Genomic DNA, 18,115 nt, shown 5'->3' on the forward strand with positions numbered 1-18,115 from the left:
AATTCATATATCAGTTTAGTACTTAGTAATAAGACCTATGGCACCTATCTCTAGCCGCCATACTCTAATGTCTAAAATCTATTATCTAAGACAATGTCTAATATCTATAAAGAAATTTTCCCTAACATATCTACCATTTCCGTTATTCCTTCGTGCGCAACGAGGAAGGTGTATCTCAGGGAATTTGGGATAATTCCGAAATACTTTTTGAAGGCGGTGGTGAAGTGGGTGGAGTGTTTGTAGCCGGTCATGCGGGCAACATCGGAGATGCGATGTTTGCCGGTCAATATTAGGGACTTAGCATGCTCCATCTTTTTCTCGGTGATGTAGTTCATGACGGTCTTTCCGTAATATTGCTTGAAATGTTGCTTTAAATACTGTTCGTTGGTGCCGGCATATTTTGCGAGGCTGGATATCGAATGGTTTTGGGAGATGTCTTCGTCGATCAACTGTTTTACCAGCACAATTCTCTCGTAATGGTTTTTGTTGGCGATCAGTTCTTTGTTCTCATTTTCGGCGTATAGGCCTTCGATTTGATGGACAATGGTCTCCAACAGGAGCGACTGCACGCGCAGTTGGTTGATAAAAGAATCGGCAGCGTATAGATCAATGATTTGATTTACAGCTAGACTGATGCGCTTATCTGATTTGGTTAATAAACCATTTTCGAAGCGCTCTTCCTGTTCCGAATAGGTTTTGTGGAAAGACAGTATCTTCTCGCTTGGAATGATAAGGAGGAGTAGGGTGCAGTCGGAGGAGAGGCTTTTGACGTCAATTGCTGTTCCTTTTTGGAGGTGCTTGAGCAGGTTTTCATCCGCATGCAATATATATTGCTGCTGTCGTACCTGTAAGCTTACATTGGTGGAGTTTTCGGCAATCAGTACATTCAAATAACCATCCACGGGGCTATTGAAAGAAAAGCGCTGCCTTCCTTCCAGCACCGTGAAATACATCTCTGTTCCTAGAGCCATAATGCTATGCTCGTCGGTGGCTTCAGGGATGCCCAATATTTCTGAATGTGTAGCTTTTTTTTCTGATTGCGTCATTTTGCTATTTAGAATAATTCTAGATTTGCAGCAACATTTATTTAGACTTGTTCTAAATGATGCTCCAAAATTAGGTATTAATCTGGTATAATGAAATTTTTTTACTCTACCTTATTCTTTTTTCTGTGTTCAATCGCTTGCTTCGGGCAAACAGCAAGCATCAAAGGTATTGTACATTTATTGGACGGAACCCCTGTTAAACAGGCTACAGTACGTATAAAAGGCACCACAATCGCTTCTGTCTCCAATGAGAAAGGCGAGTATCTTCTAGCCGAGGTTCCTTATGGCTCACAAGTTATTACCGTAACTTCTGTTGAGGTTCAGACGAAGAACTTACCGCTGAATGTCGATAAGAAGAAGTATGATTTACATATTCATATTGATCCACGTGGCGATGTGAGTTTGGACGAGATTCGTGTAACGGGAAACTCCGCCAAGCGAGAGATTGAAACAAAGGGCTTTGCGGTAAATGTGATTGAAACAAAAGAAGCAGCACTTCGTAACATACAGACTAATGAACTTCTGGACCGTACGGTAGGTGTTCGGGTTAGACAAAGTGGTGGTCTTGGGTCGGAAGTCCAATATAATCTAAATGGAATGACTGGACGTTCTGTCGGTATTTTTATCGATGGAATTGAAATCTCGACCTATGGTTCTTCCTTTAATTTAAATAATATCCCTCCTGCGATGATTGAGCGCATCGAGGTATATAAAGGTGTACTTCCAGCGCACCTATCGGGCGATCTATTGGGCGGAGCAATCAATATTGTTTTGAAAAAAGCCGGTCTTACCAACAATCTTTCTGCGGCGGCTTCTTATGGATCCTTCAATACGCTCCAATCTGATATCAGTGCTATATATCGCGATGCAAAAAGTGGATTTACAACCCGCGTCGCTGGAACATATATGAGTTCGGACAATGATTACGAAATCTGGGGTAAATTCTCAAAATATATTGAGCCTAATGGGGTTCTGCGCCGGTACTATCGCACAAAGCGTTTCTTCGATGGCTATCGTTCTGTATCTGGACGATTTGAATTTGGATTTACTGGTGTGAAATGGGCAGATTCATTCTTTTTGGGCTATAATATTTCTGATTCATACAACGAAATACAGCATGGGCAAACCATGGGAACTCCATATATGGGAAGGACCTCAGAAGCAAATGCCAACGTGATAAGCTTAAGTTACAATAAGAGAAATCTAGGTCTAGAAGGGCTGAATTTAAACATAAACGGAGTGTACAGTTTCCGAAATACCTATATACAAGACACTATTCCTTGGGCATATAATTGGGATGGCAATGTGCAATTGGACATCAACGGAAATCCAGTAAGGAATACCGATGGCGCACAACAGGGGCGACCGATGATGACAGATATTGACCGACAAGTCGCAAATATTAGGTCGAATCTGAGCTATGACATTGTAACTGGACATCGAGTTTCTGTGAACCATGTTTTCTACTCAGTTGACCGTAAAGATCAGAATCTTCTTACGGATGTCGGCAAGACAGGTTTGAATAGTAAAAATGATTTTTCCAAGAATGTCGTTTCTTTCAACTATGAAGCGCAAACGCTGAACAACAGGTTGACGACTAATTTATTTTATAAGCTTTATCAGCAATCGATTGGGAAGACTTCTTTTGTCGGAACGGTTAACAATGGTCAAGTCGTTATATCAGAAGAAAGAGAAAAGAACAACAGAACTAATGCTGGCTATGGTTTGGCAGTTTCCTATAAAGTTAAGCCGCAAGTGGTTCTGTTAACTTCGGCAGAGCGTGCTGTGCGTATGCCCGACGATAGCGAAACCTTCGGTAGCCCTGAAGAAAACGTATTGCCAAATACGGGGATTTCTCCCGAGATCAGCGACAACTATAATGCAGGTTTCAGACTAGGAACATTTGATTTTTCGGGACATAAAGTGTCATTAGGAGCGAATGCCTTTTGGAGAAATATCAAAGATCGTATCATGCCATTTGCAAATGAATTGATGAACTCCCAGGAGCTGGAATTGACGCAATTTGTGAACTTGTCTTCTGCTCAGTCGTTAGGATTTGAAAGTGAATTGATGTATACCTATAAAGATCTAGCGGTAAACTTCAACTTTTCCAAATTCAATTCTAAGAATAAACAACGCTATAGTCCTATAACAGGTTTAGATAGTGATAATTATAATAAGCAAATTCCAAATGAACCCTTCTTTACGATGAATGGGAATATCCATTATCGTTTGAAAAATGTGGTTCAAAAGTCTTCTGAGCTTAATCTGTTTTATACCGTCGGATATGTTGCTCCGTTTAGTACGGTCTGGTTCGATTCGGAGTGGTTCATTACACCGACACAGGTTTCTCAAAACTTTGGGGCAAGCTATACCTTTCCGAGCCGTAAGATCATCGCGAGTGTAGATTTGAAAAATATATTTAATGCGGAGATCTACGACAATTTTGGGGTGCAAAAACCAGGACGTGGAGTCTATTTAAAACTGAATTATTCAATTAGTAAATTATAACATATAACAGTATGAGAAATAAATTTTTAAAGTTTGCCATATTAGGAGCCGTAACTTCTACTGTATTTTTTAGCAGTTGTGAAAAAGATAATAATGGCGGCGAAATTAAGGATGTAGATCGCTGGATTACCGTGTCTGGTGCTAAGATGCAAGATGAGGCTGGTGACGGTGATGGTGGAACAATGGTTTTCAGCATGACGGTTGATGAAGCAAGAGACCCTAAATATTCTGTGAATGTATTTGATCAGGGTGAAGGCGTTCGCTCTGCTAGAACAGCGCGTTTGCAGGGTTCTCCAGACGGCAAATACCTATACAATATTCAGTATACCGGTGACGATGGTGGTGTTTTCAACAAATATCGTGTCGGTGGTGGTAAGAATATTATTCCTGAAGGCAATGAGGTCGCTACAGCCAATTATGTGAGCAAGTCGCCAAGATGGCTAATTGCTGCTCCTGGTGTAGGTATTGCTGTGCGTGGTACGGCAAACCCTGTTGTTTTCACTGGAACTTCTCCGAACTTTGTTTACAAAGAAGTGTCTACTAAGATTGATGCGATTAGTTTGGATTTAAATGATCCAAAGATCACACATACTTCTACCGCGGAGATTCGTTTGCCGGAGGCAGAGATAAAAGCGGGTTATCACATTAGCCGCATTGACGTTCCTATAGTAAACAAAGCTGGCAATAAGGTATATATTGGAGTTCAGATTTCTCGTATCAACACGACAGGTTTTACCATTGACGACAAAGGTAACCCAGTATTTGCGACAGACAGAAATGCGGCAAAGGTTGATGCACGTACTTTGGTGCTAGATTATCCAAGCCTGAAAAACCCGAAATTAATTACTTCTACGAAAACGAAGGCGAATACAAACGGATACCGCAGTACAATGCAATACATCGGTACGGATGGACATGTTTATCAAGCAACATCTGGCGAGGCTACTGGAGGGTCTAGAATCTTGCGAATTAACTCAGCAACGAATGACTATGATAACGCTTTTGAATTTAACCTAGATAAGGCTTTAGGCGTAACGAACTCTTATATCGAAACTTGGAAGTATGTAGGCGACGGAATCGGTTTTGTGGTGTACTCTATTGCAGGACAAAAAGGTGGACATATCGCTCGTGTCAATTTAAAGGATAATTCTGGAACAAAATATACTATTCCGGGAGAGGAGAACTTGGCATTCCGCCAAATTCAAAATATAGCAACCTATGGCGACGAAGTATTTATCGCAGTAGCTGAAGTTGGCAAAGATGGAAATGTCTATGTATTCAATAAGAAAACAGGCGATATGAAAGTTGGAGCTACCTTGAAGAACAAACCAGGAAACCAATATATTGGAGTGTATTAATACTTGATAAATTTGACATGAGAAAGCCGGCAAACGATCGTTTGCCGGCTTTCTTTTTTCTTTGTAGTGGAGACTAATGTAATTTCCTGTAGGTAGTTTATTTTTTGTCGGATGTCATTGCGCCGATAATCATTTCTATCACTGCAACAGCGATAGCGAAGAAGAACGCTGGCCAGAAGCCATCTACTTCAAATTTAGTACCCATGATTTTGTCTGATAACATAATCATCAATACCGTTATGATAAAGGAAACTAACCCGAACGTCAACCAATTCAAAGGGAATGTAAATAATCTTAGTATGCCCCCAACAATAGCGTTAACAAGACCAATAACAAGACCTGTTAAAATCGCCCAACCGAATCCAGCAACCGATACGCCCGGGATAACCCAAGACGCTAGAGCGACTACTAAACCTGTTACTAAAAGACTGATGATAAACCTCATAATTCGTACGTTTTGACTTATAATTAATCGTTCAAATTTGATGCCAATACGGGTGATCAATCGATTGAAATGAAGAGGTAACAAAAATAATATTATGCTAACATAGAATAATTTTGTTATCTTGACTTAACAATTTTAAACGATGTGAACTATGAAAAGATTATTGACAACAGTATGCGCGATATTCATCGGGCTAATGGTCTTTGCACAAAGTAATGATCCAATCCTTGGGAAATGGCAAAATCCAAGTGGAGAAGGACGTATTGAAATCTACAAAAAGGGCGATAAGTATTATGGGAAGTTGTATTGGATAAAGGACTCTAGCAAGAAGGATTTGAAGAATCCGACGGAGTCATTGCGTTCGCGCAATATCCAAGGCTTGGAAATTTTAACGAATTTCACCAAAAACGGGAAGACCTATGAGGGCGGACAGATTTACGATCCTAAGTCTGGAAAGACTTATAGTTGTAAAATGACGTTGAAGAGTAATGATGCGCTGGATATTCGCGGCTATGTAGGCGTTAGTTTACTTGGGCGTACCGAAACATGGAAGAGAATTAAATAGCGAATTGCTATGTTGAAAAAAGGAAGAGTCGTAAATGTATTACGGCTCTTTCGCTATTTAAGGGCTTTTTGAAATTTCAAACAAACGTTTTCGTGGGTTTGACTTTAAAAAAAAGCTTATCTTTATCGCAAATAAATTTACCGATATGTACAAAACCTTAAAGCCCGCTTTAGAAACGGAATTGGCAGCCATTAAAGATGCTGGTCTATATAAAGAAGAACGCATTATCACAACGCCTCAAGGTGCTGATATTAAAATTAGTACGGGTCAGGAAGTAATCAACTTCTGTGCGAATAACTATTTGGGATTGTCTTCACATCCGAAAGTTGTTGCTGCAGCAAAAGCGGCAATTGATTCACACGGATATGGCATGTCATCAGTACGTTTTATCTGTGGTACACAGGATGTTCATAAAGAATTGGAGGCGAAGCTTTCAAAATTCTTAGGCACGGAAGATACGATCCTTTATGCAGCGGCATTTGATGCAAACGGTGGTGTATTCGAGCCTTTATTCTCTGCTGAGGACGCGATCATCTCAGATGAGTTGAATCACGCTTCTATTATAGACGGTGTTCGCTTATGTAAAGCACAAAGATTCCGTTATAAAAACGCGGATATGGCAGATCTGGAAGCGCAATTGCAAGCAGCTGCTGGCGCACGCCATAAAATCATTGTTACAGATGGCGCCTTCTCGATGGATGGTTCTGTTGCTCCTTTGGATCAAATCTGCGACTTAGCAGACCAATATGAAGCATTAGTGATGATCGATGAGTCGCACTGTTCTGGATTTATTGGTAAGACGGGCCGTGGTACGCACGAATTATTCAACGTAATGGATCGTGTAGATATTATCACAGGTACATTAGGTAAAGCGTTGGGTGGTGCATCCGGTGGTTTTACTTCCGGTAAAAAGGAAATTATCGATATGCTTCGCCAGCGTTCTCGTCCTTATTTGTTCTCCAACACATTGGCGCCTGCAATAGCTGGTGCTTCCGTTGCGGTTTTAGATATGTTGAGCGAAACGACTGAGCTTCGTGATAAATTAGAAAGCAATACGAAATACTTCCGCGAGAAGATGACAGAAGCTGGTTTCGATATCAAACCGGGTTTCCATCCGATTGTTCCAGTGATGTTATATGATGCTAAATTAGCTCAAGAATTTGCTTCTAAGATGTTAGCAGAAGGAATTTATGTAATCGGTTTCTATTATCCGGTTGTTCCTCAAGCAAAAGCACGTATCCGCGTTCAGATCTCTGCAGGACATGAGCCAGCACACTTGGATAAAGCGATTGCTGCCTTTACAAAAGTGGGTAAGGAATTAGGCGTGATTAAGTAAGTCAAGCCGACAAGATAAGAAAGAGCGGGTATATTCTATGAGAGGTATCCGCTCTTTGTTTTGTAATGATTCTAGGGAATAGATCCCATTGTAAGCCTTCGCATGAAGTTTTTAAGTGCTTAATTATTGTGTTTCAGGGACTAATTTTATTATTCTTAATCGAGAATAAATACTGGGCTAATAAAATATTAACAAAAAATAGTGAGTTTTGAGGTGCAAATTGTATATCTTTGCACCTCTTATTTTTATATAACACATTATTGCTCAATGCAGAACATCAGAAACATAGCGATTATTGCGCACGTTGACCACGGTAAAACTACGTTGGTTGACAAAATTCTTCACTTTACTAACCAATTCAGAGACAATGAAAATTCAGGAGAGTTAATCCTGGACAACAATGATTTGGAGCGTGAGCGTGGGATTACCATCGTATCTAAAAACGTATCTGTAAAATATAAAGACACTAAAATTAACATTATCGATACTCCGGGCCACGCCGACTTTGGTGGTGAGGTAGAGCGTGTATTGAAAATGGCAGACGGTGTTGTTTTATTGGTAGATGCTTTCGAAGGTCCGATGCCTCAAACTCGCTTTGTTACAGGTAAAGCATTGGCATTAGGTATTAAACCGATTGTTGTAGTTAACAAAGTTGATAAAGAAAACTGTCGTCCAGACGAGGTTTACGAAAATGTATTCGACTTATTCTTCAACTTAGGTGCTACTGAAGAGCAATTAGATTTCCCGGTATTGTACGGTTCATCAAAACAAGGATGGATGTCTACAGACTGGAAAACTCCAACAACAGACTTTACAGACCTTCTTGAGGCTATCATTACACATATCCCTGCACCACAAGTATCTGACGGTACTTTACAAATGCAGGTAACATCTTTAGACTACTCTACATTCGTAGGTCGTATTGCGATCGGTCGTGTAGTACGCGGTAGCATCAAAGAAAACCAACCGGTTTCATTAATGAAGCGCGACGGTAAGGTGGTTAAATCTCGTGTTAAGGAGTTACAATTGTTCGAAGGATTAGGTCGTGTTAAAGTTTCTGAGGTTAAGGCTGGTGATATCGTTGCAGTTGTAGGTATTGAAGGATTTGAAATCGGTGATACTATCGCTGACTTCGAAAACCCAGAGCAATTAGAAGTAATGCACATTGACGAGCCAACAATGAACATGTTGTTCACGATCAATAACTCTCCTTTCTTCGGTAAAGAGGGTAAGTTTGTTACTTCACGTCACATTTATGACCGTCTTCAAAAAGAATTAGAGAAAAACCTAGCATTACGTGTTGTTCCGACGGAATCTCCTGATGCATGGTTAGTATATGGCCGTGGTATTCTTCACTTGTCTGTATTGATTGAGACCATGCGTCGCGAAGGATACGAGTTACAAGTAGGTCAACCACAGGTAATTGTTAAAGAAATCAATGGTGTAAAATGCGAGCCTATCGAGGAGTTAGTAGTTGATGTACCTGCAGAGGTTTCTGGAAAGGTTATCGAATTAGTAACTCAACGTAAAGGTGAGTTGTTGATCATGGAGTCGAAAGGCGAAATGCAACACTTAGAGTTTTCGATTCCTTCTCGCGGTATCATCGGATTACGTAACAACGTATTGACGGCTACTGCTGGTGAGGCTGTAATGGCGCACCGTTTGAAAGGATATGAGCCTTGGAAAGGCACAATTCCTGGACGTTTAGCTGGGGTATTGATTTCATTAGATACAGGTAGCACAACAGCATACTCGATCGATAAATTACAAGATCGTGGTCGTTTCTTCGTTGATCCGGGAGTAGATATCTACGAAGGACAGATCTTAGGAGAGCACATCCGTGATAATGACTTAACAATCAACGTAACGAAAGGTAAGCAGTTAACCAACATGCGTGCTTCAGGTTCAGATGATAACACGCGTATCGCTCCTGCAATTAAATTCTCATTAGAGGAGAGCATGGAGTACATCCAAGCGGATGAGTACATCGAGGTAACTCCACAGAGCATGCGTCTTCGTAAGATCTATCTTACTGAAAACGAGCGTAAAGTTAATGCTAAGAAATTCCAATAAGACTGGAATCAAAATAGAGATAAGAGAAGCTGCCCAATTTGGGCAGCTTTTTTTGTTTTTAGCTAAAAAAGCCTGACATTTAACGTATGGAAGAATTCGAGGATGACGACTTAACCTGGCATAAGGTGCCTGCAAAGATTGATGAGAGCAGAAATTATGTGAAAGCTTTGCATGTTGCAGGGAAGAAGCTTTGCTTGATTAGCGAGGGCGGCATCTTATCGGTAACCTCGAGCCGTTGCCCTCATGCAGGCGCCGCCTTGACCCATGGATGGTGTGAAGAGGGAAAACTCATCTGCCCATTTCATCGACACCGATTCGATATCGAAACGGGCAAGGGCGATGAGAAACAGCATAATTTTATACGCGTTTATCCTTTGAAAAAGGAAAATGGCGAGTTCTTCGTTGGTATCAAACGGAATTTATGGGATAAGATCTTCGGTTAGATCAATTTCTTCATCCATTTCAAGAGCTTAAAGGTCTTTTCGGTGTATGGAAACCAAAACATCTTGGACATGGGCATCAGCTTGACATCGGCTATAGCGCGCTCATGCGAGAATGATTTAAAACCATACCATCCTGTCGACTGCCCAATCCCTGAATTATTGACCCCACCAAAGGGCAAACTAGGGTGCAATATTTGTATCATGGCGTCATTGACGCAGGTTGACCCTGCACTGGTATGTCGAATAACATGATTACTGAATTTGCTGTCTTCACTGAAGATATAAAGTGCTAAAGGCTTCTCTTTCTTATTGATAAAACTGATCGCATCGGCAATTTGATTGTAATAGACAATCGGTAGGATAGGACCAAAGATCTCATCGGTCATCAAAGGGTTGTTCTCCGCAACATTGCTGAGTACTGTAGGCTCTATATAGCACTCTCTCTCGTCTAAATTTCCACCAGCAATCAATTGTGCTCCCAACGACCTTGCATCCGTTAGGGCATCGCTAAGGCGCTTGTATTGCTTGTCATTGATAATGCGGGCAAAGTCTGGCGAATGCTGCGCATTCGTCCCGAAAGCATGTTCCAATTCTTTTTTGAATAATTGTTCTATTTCCGATTTAAGTGGTCTAGGGACGAGTAGATAGTCTGGTGCTATACAGGTTTGTCCTGCATTGACAAACTTAGCCCAGATAATGTTCTTAACAGCACGTTCAAGTGATACATTCTTGTCAAAAATAGCAGGTGATTTTCCGCCCAGCTCCAACGTGATGTCCGAGAGGTTGGCACTGGCTGCTTTCATCATAATCTTGCCTACCGCAGGGGACCCGGTGAAGTGTATATGGTCGAATCGTTTTGTCAACAAATGGGTGGTTTCATTGACCTCGCCTTCGATGACTGCAACATGCTCCTCTTTGAATATGGCTCCCAGTATTTTTTTGATGACCTGGTTCGTATGTTTCGAAAATTCGGATAGCTTCAGCATCGTGACGTTGCCAGCAGCTATAGACGCAACGAGATGCACTAATGGCAATTGGAAAGGGTAGTTCCATGGGGTAATAATGAGAACTTGGCCTTTGGGCTCATAATGCAAAGAGGCTGAAACATTGGGGAACAATAAAGAGCGGCTGACCGACTTTCCTTTCGCCCATTTCTCAACATGCTTGATAAATTGTTTCAGTTCGAACTCGACAGCGAATATCTCGGTGATGGCAGTCTCCATCGCCGACTTGTGGAAGTCATGGTATAAAGCTTTCTGTATGGCATCTTCGTTAGATCTTATTTCTGCGAGCAGTCGTTCTAGCAACTTCTTGCGCTGTTGAGCGGTGCTATGTTTTGCTACATCTTTGTGTTTTTCTTGTGCAGAATAAACGTTGTCTATCTCGCTGATTGAAGTATAAGCCATAGTATTAAAGATAATGAAAATAGGAATAAAAGGTATCGGAGAACTGTTTTTAGACGTTGCGCTGACAACATTTAGTACAGCGCACTAGACATCCACGTCCTATATAGACAAAAAAACCTGAACAACATTATGCTGTCCAGGTTTTGCATGTTTCATAGGATTTAATGTTTTTATTTCGATTTCGACGGAGCTTCTGCTGCTTGGTAGATCTCATCTGTCGTTGTGAAAATCTTAAACTGTACGGAGTATTCTTCCGGAACATAAATTACGATTGGCATTTTGCCGTTGTATCGTAAGTTGGTAGGAGCCGCAGAAACAAAGAGGTTGCGTTTTGGCAAATCAGGGCAACCCATTTGGGTAGAAATGACGTCTCCGTTGGTTTTGAAGATATAGTATTGATATCCCCAGCCTTGCAAGTCCTTTACCTCTGTCTCGCCTTGTAATCCGTAATGATTACAACCATCGACTTCCATGTATTTCCCGACGCTGAATTCAATGCGTTTTGAAGCATCGCGATCGGAATAGGGCACCTCAATTACCATTTTCTTATAGCCTTTCTCCGCTTTCGGAAAAATATCGGTATCTACTTTTGAAATGGTTTCTTGTGCCGTGGCATTGGAAACTGCGAAAGTTAATGCAACGACCAATGTTGCAAATAACTGAAATATTTTTCTTTTACACATATACTTTAATGAAAATTTTAATTAATACGCCCAAATATTTTAAGTTAAGAGTCTATTTGGGTTAGAAGGTTTAAAGAACATCTTCTTTTAATTTCGTCGCGTCCTGCGTTCTGATGAGTGCGCGTGCTAGGATGCGATTGGGATCGAGTACTGGTAAACCGTAGTATGATTTCTCTCGTAATGCCATAGGGATATCCGTGCATCCCATGATGATAAGTTCTGCTCCATGGCCCTTTAGCTCTTGAATTGCTGCAACGAGCGCGTCATGTGCGCGATTGGTTACGGGCGAGGATACATGTTTCAATCCATAGGTTTTATCATAGATCGCCTCGTGAATCTTTTCTTGTAGGTTTTCATGGCTATCGATGAATGTAATTCCCTTCGCTTCTAGACTGTTTTTATAAAGTCCATTGTTTTTGGTTCCATTGGTAACCAGAACGGATACGGCTTTTCCAGGGTAAACTTCATTAATGTAGTCTGCCACCTCATCGATCATGTTTAAAAACCGAACGTGAGAGCCTTGTCGGGTCAATTCCGCTTTTACTGTGTCGAAGATGGGGCCTGTATGGGCGGTATTGCTTGGCATTCCGATGACGGATGCACCAGCCTTTTCTAATTCAATGGCGATATTCGCGATATCAATCCCTGGATTTCTGGGCTCAAGGCCTAATAAATAGTCAACCCGATTGGGAATTTTGTTGGGTTGTGAGGATAATAGAACAGGTAGATGGCCTTGGTCATTCTGCGCATTGGTTTCCTCGATGATTTTTCTAACAATATCAATCCCTGCTAACGGTCCTAGACCTCCAATAATTCCAATCATAACACGTTCTTTTTATATTTAACAAACAATTGATTACTATCCGTAATCAGCGTATAAGCTATTCAAAAATAACGCCAATAGCAAGAAAGAGCGACAAGTTTTTGCCGCTCTTTCCTGTGTAAATATTTCAAAATGAGCTATTTAAAGTTTAGGAATTTGAGAATTCCTCGCTTAACTTGTCCATACGGCGCTTGATGGAGGCATCTACTCGATAATCTTCGATTTTATCAATTGCCGTTTTTTCGACTCGTACGCTGGTATCTGATTCATATTCATGGATTTCCTTCTGATTTTTCAAAGCATTATCATAAGCGTCTCGTCCGCTCATCAGCTTAACGAAGACCGGAAGGCATTCGAAGAAGATAAACAATAGTGCAATGAAGATGACCGCATACTCGGTGGACTTATTCACGGTTCCATCGGGTTTCTTATGCAGGTTGCTAAGTGCGGCATTGCGATCGGCAAAGCCAGCTACATTCACTGCACTATCCAAGGAACGATCTGATAGTATCCGTTGGTCCATTAAGCCCTCAGCAGATTTCCGTTGTAACAAGGATGACTCCTTTTGTTGTATCCTGCTTCTTAAGGTGTCTAAATAAGACTGTTGCTGATTGAGCGAGCCTTCTTTCATCTTCGCATACGGCCCATATCCCATCACTCCGGAGGTTTCATCGGTTTTAATACCGAATATTTCATGATTCAGCTGCTGGCGTGAGGTTTTAATGGAGGATTCTAAGGAGTCAGCTTGTGTTTTTAATGCATTCAGCTGACCATATTCGACCAGATATTTGTTTTCGAACGTTTTATTCAGGGTATCGATTTTCGCATTCTGCTGCACCAGATACTCGGCACGTAGGTATTCGCGGATTTCCTTATCAAATATTTTAAGTTCTAAAGGACGTGAGATAATCAAACCGATAAGGATCGCCAATAGAATACGCGGCAAGGCTTGCAAAAACTGCATGCCTCCGGAACGACTTTTATCAATACTGAGAACTATATATCGGTCTAAATTAAAAATTGCCAATCCCCAGATTAGCCCGAAAACAAAGGCATAGAGCATGGCAAAAGGACTTCCGCTAAAAACAAAATACAAAGCATAGCCACCCGCTAAAGCTGCAAATAATCCGGTAAAGAATATGGTTGCACCAATGCTGATATACTTATTCTGTTCCTCAGGATATCTTTCTAATGTGTCGCGGTGGACACCTGCACACCACCAAAAAAATGATTTCATCTTTAATTCTTTGTCAGTTAGACGCTTAATAGGTGCTATTGTTACATCAAATGTCAAAAAAAATTAGCATATTTCCGATAGGTCAAAAGAATACGTTTGTAGTGTCTTTACTTAAATAATAATTACCTTTGCACAAAAAATTGAATTAAAACATCTAATAATGAACAAAAAGCGTTTTCTACCCTACCTGGCTATTGTCGCTAGCTTAGTTGTAGGGTGTAACAATCAAGAGAGTAAACAAAAACAAGAAGACTTGAAAAACCCATTATTAACGGCATACGAAACTCCATTTGAAGTTCCTCCATTCGATCAGATTAAGGACGAACATTTCAGACCGGCTTTCAAAGAAGCATTGTCTGTTCATAATGCCGAAGTAGACTCGATCTTAAATAACCAAGCAGAAGCATCTTTTGAAAACACCATTCTAGCATTAGAGAATGCTGGACAGTTGTTAAATCGTGTTTCTACTGTTTTTTATAATTTAAACTCAGCGAATACTAACGATACGATTCAAGCTATTGCCAAAGATATGGCTCCTGTCATGTCTGCGCATAGTGATGAGATCTCTTTAAATCCCAAGTTATTTGACCGTGTAAAGGCAGTATATGCGAAGAAGGCGGAGCTAGGTTTAGACGCTGAAGACCAAAAATTATTAGAAGAAACATATAAAGACTTCGTTCGTTCGGGTGCAAACTTGAAGGAAGAAGACAAAGAGAAGTTAAAGAAAATCAATGCAGACTTATCTGTATTGACGACTCAATACGGTCAAAACCTATTGAACGAGCTTAATGCTTATGAATTGGTTGTTGATAAAGCGGAAGATTTAGCTGGATTGCCAGAGGAATTGAAGACGGCAGCAGCAAACGAAGCGAAAGCTAAAGGAAAAGAAGGTAAATGGGTGTTTACATTGCAGAACCCTTCTATCATGCCTTTCCTTCAATATGCGGACAACCGCGAATTGCGCAAGCAGATTTGGGAAGCTTATCAAATGCGTGGAAACAACGGTAATGACCAAGACAACAAAGAAACCTTGGTTAAAATTGCAAACCTACGTTTAGAGAAAGCGAAGCTATTGGGATATTCTTCGCATGCAGCTTATGTATTAGAAGAGTCGATGGCGGAGAATCCTACGAATGTCAACAATCTATTGAATAAGTTGTGGGCTCCGGCGCTTGCGAAAGCAAAAACAGAAGCTGCGGATATCCAAAAAGAGATCGATGCGGCGAAAGATACTTTCACAGTTGCACCTTACGATTGGCGTTATTACCAAGAGAAAATCCGTAAAGCGAGATATGCATTGAACGAAGAAGAGATTAAACCTTATTTCAGCTTGCCAGCAGTGCGCGAGGGTGCATTTGAAACGGCTAAGAAATTGTGGGGTATCAGCTTCGTAGCGTTGAATAATGTTCCGGTTTACCACCCGGAAGTAGAAGTATATGAGGTTCGCGATAAAGACGGATCACACTTAGGATTATTGTATGCTGACTTCTTCCCGCGCGAGTCAAAACGCTCGGGCGCATGGATGACTTCTTACAGAGGTCAGAGCAGAAAAGACGGAAAGCGTGTTGCTCCGGTAATCTCTATCGTATGTAACTTCACAAAACCAGTAGGCGACAACCCTGCGTTATTAACATTTGACGAAGCAACAACATTGTTCCATGAGTTTGGACATGCATTGCACGGTTTATTCTCTAATGTAAAACACAGAAGTTTAGCAGGAACATCTGTTCCACGTGACTTCGTAGAGTTGCCATCTCAAATTATGGAAAACTGGGCTGGAGATCCTGAAGTATTGAAATCTTACGCAAAACACTACCAAACAAAAGAAGCTATCCCTGATGCATTGATCGAGAAAATGCAAAAAGCAGGGACTTTCGATCAAGGTTTTGCAACAGTAGAATACCTTGCGGCATCTATCTTGGATATGAATTATCACGCAGCAACTGCGCCGATTGCGGCTAAAGCGAATGATTTTGAGAAAGCAGCGATGTCAAAAATCGGTTTAATTGATGCGATCATCCCTCGCTATAGAAGTACTTACTTCCAACACATCTTCTCTGGAGGATACTCTGCTGGATACTATAGCTATATCTGGTCTGAAGTATTAGACTCTGATGCTTTCGCAGCATTTAAAGAAAAAGGACTTTACGATCAAGGAACAGCAGCAGCATTCCGTAGCAACATCCTAGAAAAAGGTGGAACTGGAAACCCTGCAGAAATGTACCGTAAATTCCGCGGAGCAGATCCGAATCCAGTACACTTAATGGTGAAAAGAGGATTAAATTAAGTTAGATATTAGACGTTAGATTTAAGACATTAGAGCTGACGGAATATACAAAAAGGGGCTATGCAAATGAGGGCACTGAAAAAGCCTCAACTTTCTAATGAGACTTAAAGAAATGACTGAGTATAGGTTTTCCCCTACTCGGTCATTTTTGTTCAAAGGATTTCTGGAAGTTTATTTTTTAATGGTCTTGTTGAAGGTGTAATCGACTAGGACTTGCTATTTGAGTTTTTAGCATCCCATCTAGGCTTTTTTTGAGGCAATATCCCACCTTTTTAGATCAATTTCAGGATTCTTTTCAAGTTTACGGTGAAGATGGCCATTGCGCCCTGCATTTCCATATTGTGGATTCCATAAGCATCAGCTCTGCCATAGCCATGGACATTTTTGAGCTCACTGTTCTTGGCCTCGATCTTATACCTTTGCTTAGACTTGCTTCGATAATAATCGGTTTGCTGGAAAGCCATCTGCTCCCTATGGAGTTCGGATTTTATGGAGACTGAATAGGATTTGGTTCTGGCCCCTTGCTTGTAACATCCTTCCCTAAGAGGACAGACCTTACATTTCTCCACATCAAAGTAATAGGTCTCCGTTTGATTTGTACCTTGTTCCTTCTTTCCCTGACGCGCCTTGCGGATGGCCAAATGTCCTGCGGGACAAACAAACATATCCGCATCTTTATTATAGTCAAACTTGTCTTTATCTTTCCTAAAGCCTTGGGTAATGGATGGATTTAATTTAGCGATGATATCAATGTTTTGTTCTTTTGCCAACTGAAGATTTTCTTTTCCCGAATACGCGGCATCACCTATTATTGTATCCACTTGCATTCCATTCTGCTGGCTGATCTCTAATAACCTAGGTAGTTCAGGGCCATCACCTTTTTCGCCTGTAGTAACGACCGCTGCTGTAATGATGCGTTCCTCAGTCATCGCCAGATGTGTTTTATAGCCAAAGAAACTGCTGTCCACTGACTTGTGTCCAAGTCTGGCCTCATCATCCTTAGAGAGCAGATAGTATTCTTTTGTGTCTTCAATGGTTTCCTTCAACAGATTCAGCTTTTCTTTCACAGCCGGTATTTCAATGATAGATTGATCTTCATCAAGGACCCTCTGTAATTCCCTGCAATAAGCAAGCTCTTGATCCAGGTCGTTGGATTCATTCTTTTGTGGTAGATTCCTCTTGTATTCCCCATCAATCTGATATATCGCTTTTCTTAATAGTTTGGAGCGTTCCCTGAGTACTGCCAATGCTGTGTGCGGATTCGATCTGGAAACGGTATGGGTCGCCTCTACGATAATAGACTTTGATTTTATAATGCCTTTTTCAAGAGCAATCGTTACGGTCCTATTGATCAACAGGTTCAACAGATCCATATCTTTTAATCGTAGTTTGCGGAATTTGGTAAGCGAACTTGAATTGATCACATCCTCCTCTGGTGCCATTTCAAGAAAATATTTGAAGGACATATCATATCTGGAACGTTCAACGACATCTACATCCGAAACGGTGTAGATCGTTTTTAACAGAAGGTATTTGAACATCTTGATAGGGCTCTCCGCTGTACGGCCATTCGTCTGGCAATACTTAGCCAAAAGCTCGTCATAGATAAAACTGAAATCGATAAGATCGTTGATTTTTCGAAGTAGATTATCTTTTGGTACGATAATATCGTACAATCCTGAATAGGAACTGAACTGTATTTTTTGTTGGGTAGAGAGCATCCTAATGTCCATTAAAGCCTACCTTAAAATACGAAAAAGGGAGCAGAAAACTGTAGTTTTCGACTCCCTTTTTTAACCTTTTTTTCTAAGGGGACTTTTTGGGTGCCCTCCTTTTAGACACCTTTTTAAACACCAAACTCGAATGTCTAAAATCTAATATCTAATTCCACCAAAAAATGTC

14 protein-coding genes are annotated in these 18,115 nt (G+C 40.9%); 7 read left to right on the plus strand and 7 right to left on the minus strand.

The features are described from left to right. Nucleotides 1–104: 104 nt before the first annotated feature. Complete coding sequence (locus B2400_RS04855) at nt 105–1,046, minus strand: helix-turn-helix domain-containing protein (protein WP_149527401.1); 942 nt, start codon at nt 1,044–1,046, stop codon at nt 105–107. Between the two features lie 90 nt (nt 1,047–1,136). On the opposite strand from B2400_RS04855, the gene B2400_RS04860 reads away from it, so the two are divergent. Both B2400_RS04860 and B2400_RS04865 read left to right on the plus strand, forming a co-directional pair. Next, the gene (locus tag B2400_RS04860) at nt 1,137–3,557 is read left to right on the plus strand and encodes a TonB-dependent receptor (protein ID WP_293931435.1); all 2,421 of its coding nucleotides are present in this window, start codon (nt 1,137–1,139) and stop codon (nt 3,555–3,557) included. An 11-nt stretch (nt 3,558–3,568) separates the two neighbouring features. Further along, a complete protein-coding gene (locus tag B2400_RS04865; protein WP_293931438.1) occupies nt 3,569–4,915 on the plus strand; it encodes a hypothetical protein in 1,347 nt (448 codons plus the stop codon). Between the two features lie 97 nt (nt 4,916–5,012). Here B2400_RS04865 and B2400_RS04870 read toward each other — a convergent pair whose 3' ends face one another. Then, nucleotides 5,013–5,360, minus strand: coding sequence for a phage holin family protein (locus B2400_RS04870; protein WP_149527398.1), 348 nt, complete (start codon nt 5,358–5,360; stop codon nt 5,013–5,015). A gap of 151 nt (nt 5,361–5,511) precedes the next feature. Between B2400_RS04870 and B2400_RS04875 the strand changes: the two genes are divergently transcribed. The 4 genes from B2400_RS04875 (at nt 5,512) to B2400_RS04890 (ending at nt 9,777) form a co-directional block, all read left to right on the plus strand. Further along, nucleotides 5,512–5,925: a DUF2147 domain-containing protein gene (locus B2400_RS04875; protein ID WP_149527397.1), complete on the plus strand. Its 414-nt coding sequence runs from the start codon at nt 5,512–5,514 to the stop codon at nt 5,923–5,925. A 145-nt stretch (nt 5,926–6,070) separates the two neighbouring features. Continuing rightward, complete coding sequence (kbl, locus tag B2400_RS04880; protein WP_149527396.1) at nt 6,071–7,261, plus strand: glycine C-acetyltransferase; 1,191 nt, start codon at nt 6,071–6,073, stop codon at nt 7,259–7,261. Nucleotides 7,262–7,528: 267 nt separating this feature from the next. After that, complete coding sequence (typA, locus tag B2400_RS04885; protein ID WP_149527395.1) at nt 7,529–9,334, plus strand: translational GTPase TypA; 1,806 nt, start codon at nt 7,529–7,531, stop codon at nt 9,332–9,334. Nucleotides 9,335–9,420: 86 nt separating this feature from the next. Then, entirely contained in the window at nt 9,421–9,777 is a 357-nt protein-coding gene (locus B2400_RS04890; RefSeq protein ID WP_293931446.1) for a Rieske (2Fe-2S) protein, read from the plus strand. Here B2400_RS04890 and B2400_RS04895 read toward each other — a convergent pair. The 4 genes from B2400_RS04895 to B2400_RS04910 all read right to left on the minus strand — a co-directional run bounded on the left by B2400_RS04895 (nt 9,774) and on the right by B2400_RS04910 (nt 13,926). Beyond that, the gene (locus B2400_RS04895) at nt 9,774–11,183 is read right to left on the minus strand and encodes an aldehyde dehydrogenase family protein (protein WP_293931449.1); all 1,410 of its coding nucleotides are present in this window, start codon (nt 11,181–11,183) and stop codon (nt 9,774–9,776) included. The genes B2400_RS04890 and B2400_RS04895 overlap by 4 nt on opposite strands. A 170-nt stretch (nt 11,184–11,353) precedes the next feature. After that, nucleotides 11,354–11,866, minus strand: coding sequence for an ecotin family protein (locus B2400_RS04900; RefSeq protein WP_293931451.1), 513 nt, complete (start codon nt 11,864–11,866; stop codon nt 11,354–11,356). A gap of 70 nt (nt 11,867–11,936) precedes the next feature. Continuing rightward, nucleotides 11,937–12,689 carry an aspartate/glutamate racemase family protein gene (locus B2400_RS04905; RefSeq protein WP_293931454.1) on the minus strand — a complete coding sequence of 251 codons (753 nt, stop codon included), beginning with the start codon at nt 12,687–12,689 and terminating at the stop codon, nt 11,937–11,939. A 148-nt stretch (nt 12,690–12,837) separates the two neighbouring features. Further along, nucleotides 12,838–13,926: a DUF4407 domain-containing protein gene (locus tag B2400_RS04910; protein ID WP_293931457.1), complete on the minus strand. Its 1,089-nt coding sequence runs from the start codon at nt 13,924–13,926 to the stop codon at nt 12,838–12,840. Between the two features lie 160 nt (nt 13,927–14,086). Here B2400_RS04910 and B2400_RS04915 point away from each other — a divergent pair, with 160 nt between their 5' ends. Further along, nucleotides 14,087–16,213 carry a M3 family metallopeptidase gene (locus tag B2400_RS04915; protein ID WP_293931460.1) on the plus strand — a complete coding sequence of 709 codons (2,127 nt, stop codon included), beginning with the start codon at nt 14,087–14,089 and terminating at the stop codon, nt 16,211–16,213. A 272-nt stretch (nt 16,214–16,485) separates the two neighbouring features. Here the strand turns inward: B2400_RS04915 and B2400_RS04920 are convergent, their stop codons facing one another. Then, complete coding sequence (locus B2400_RS04920) at nt 16,486–17,934, minus strand: IS1182 family transposase (protein WP_293931463.1); 1,449 nt, start codon at nt 17,932–17,934, stop codon at nt 16,486–16,488. Between the last annotated feature and the right edge of the window lie 181 nt (nt 17,935–18,115).

Origin of the sequence: Sphingobacterium sp. UBA6645 (assembly GCF_002455685.1) — a bacterium.
GTDB lineage: Bacteria > Bacteroidota > Bacteroidia > Sphingobacteriales > Sphingobacteriaceae > Sphingobacterium > Sphingobacterium hotanense.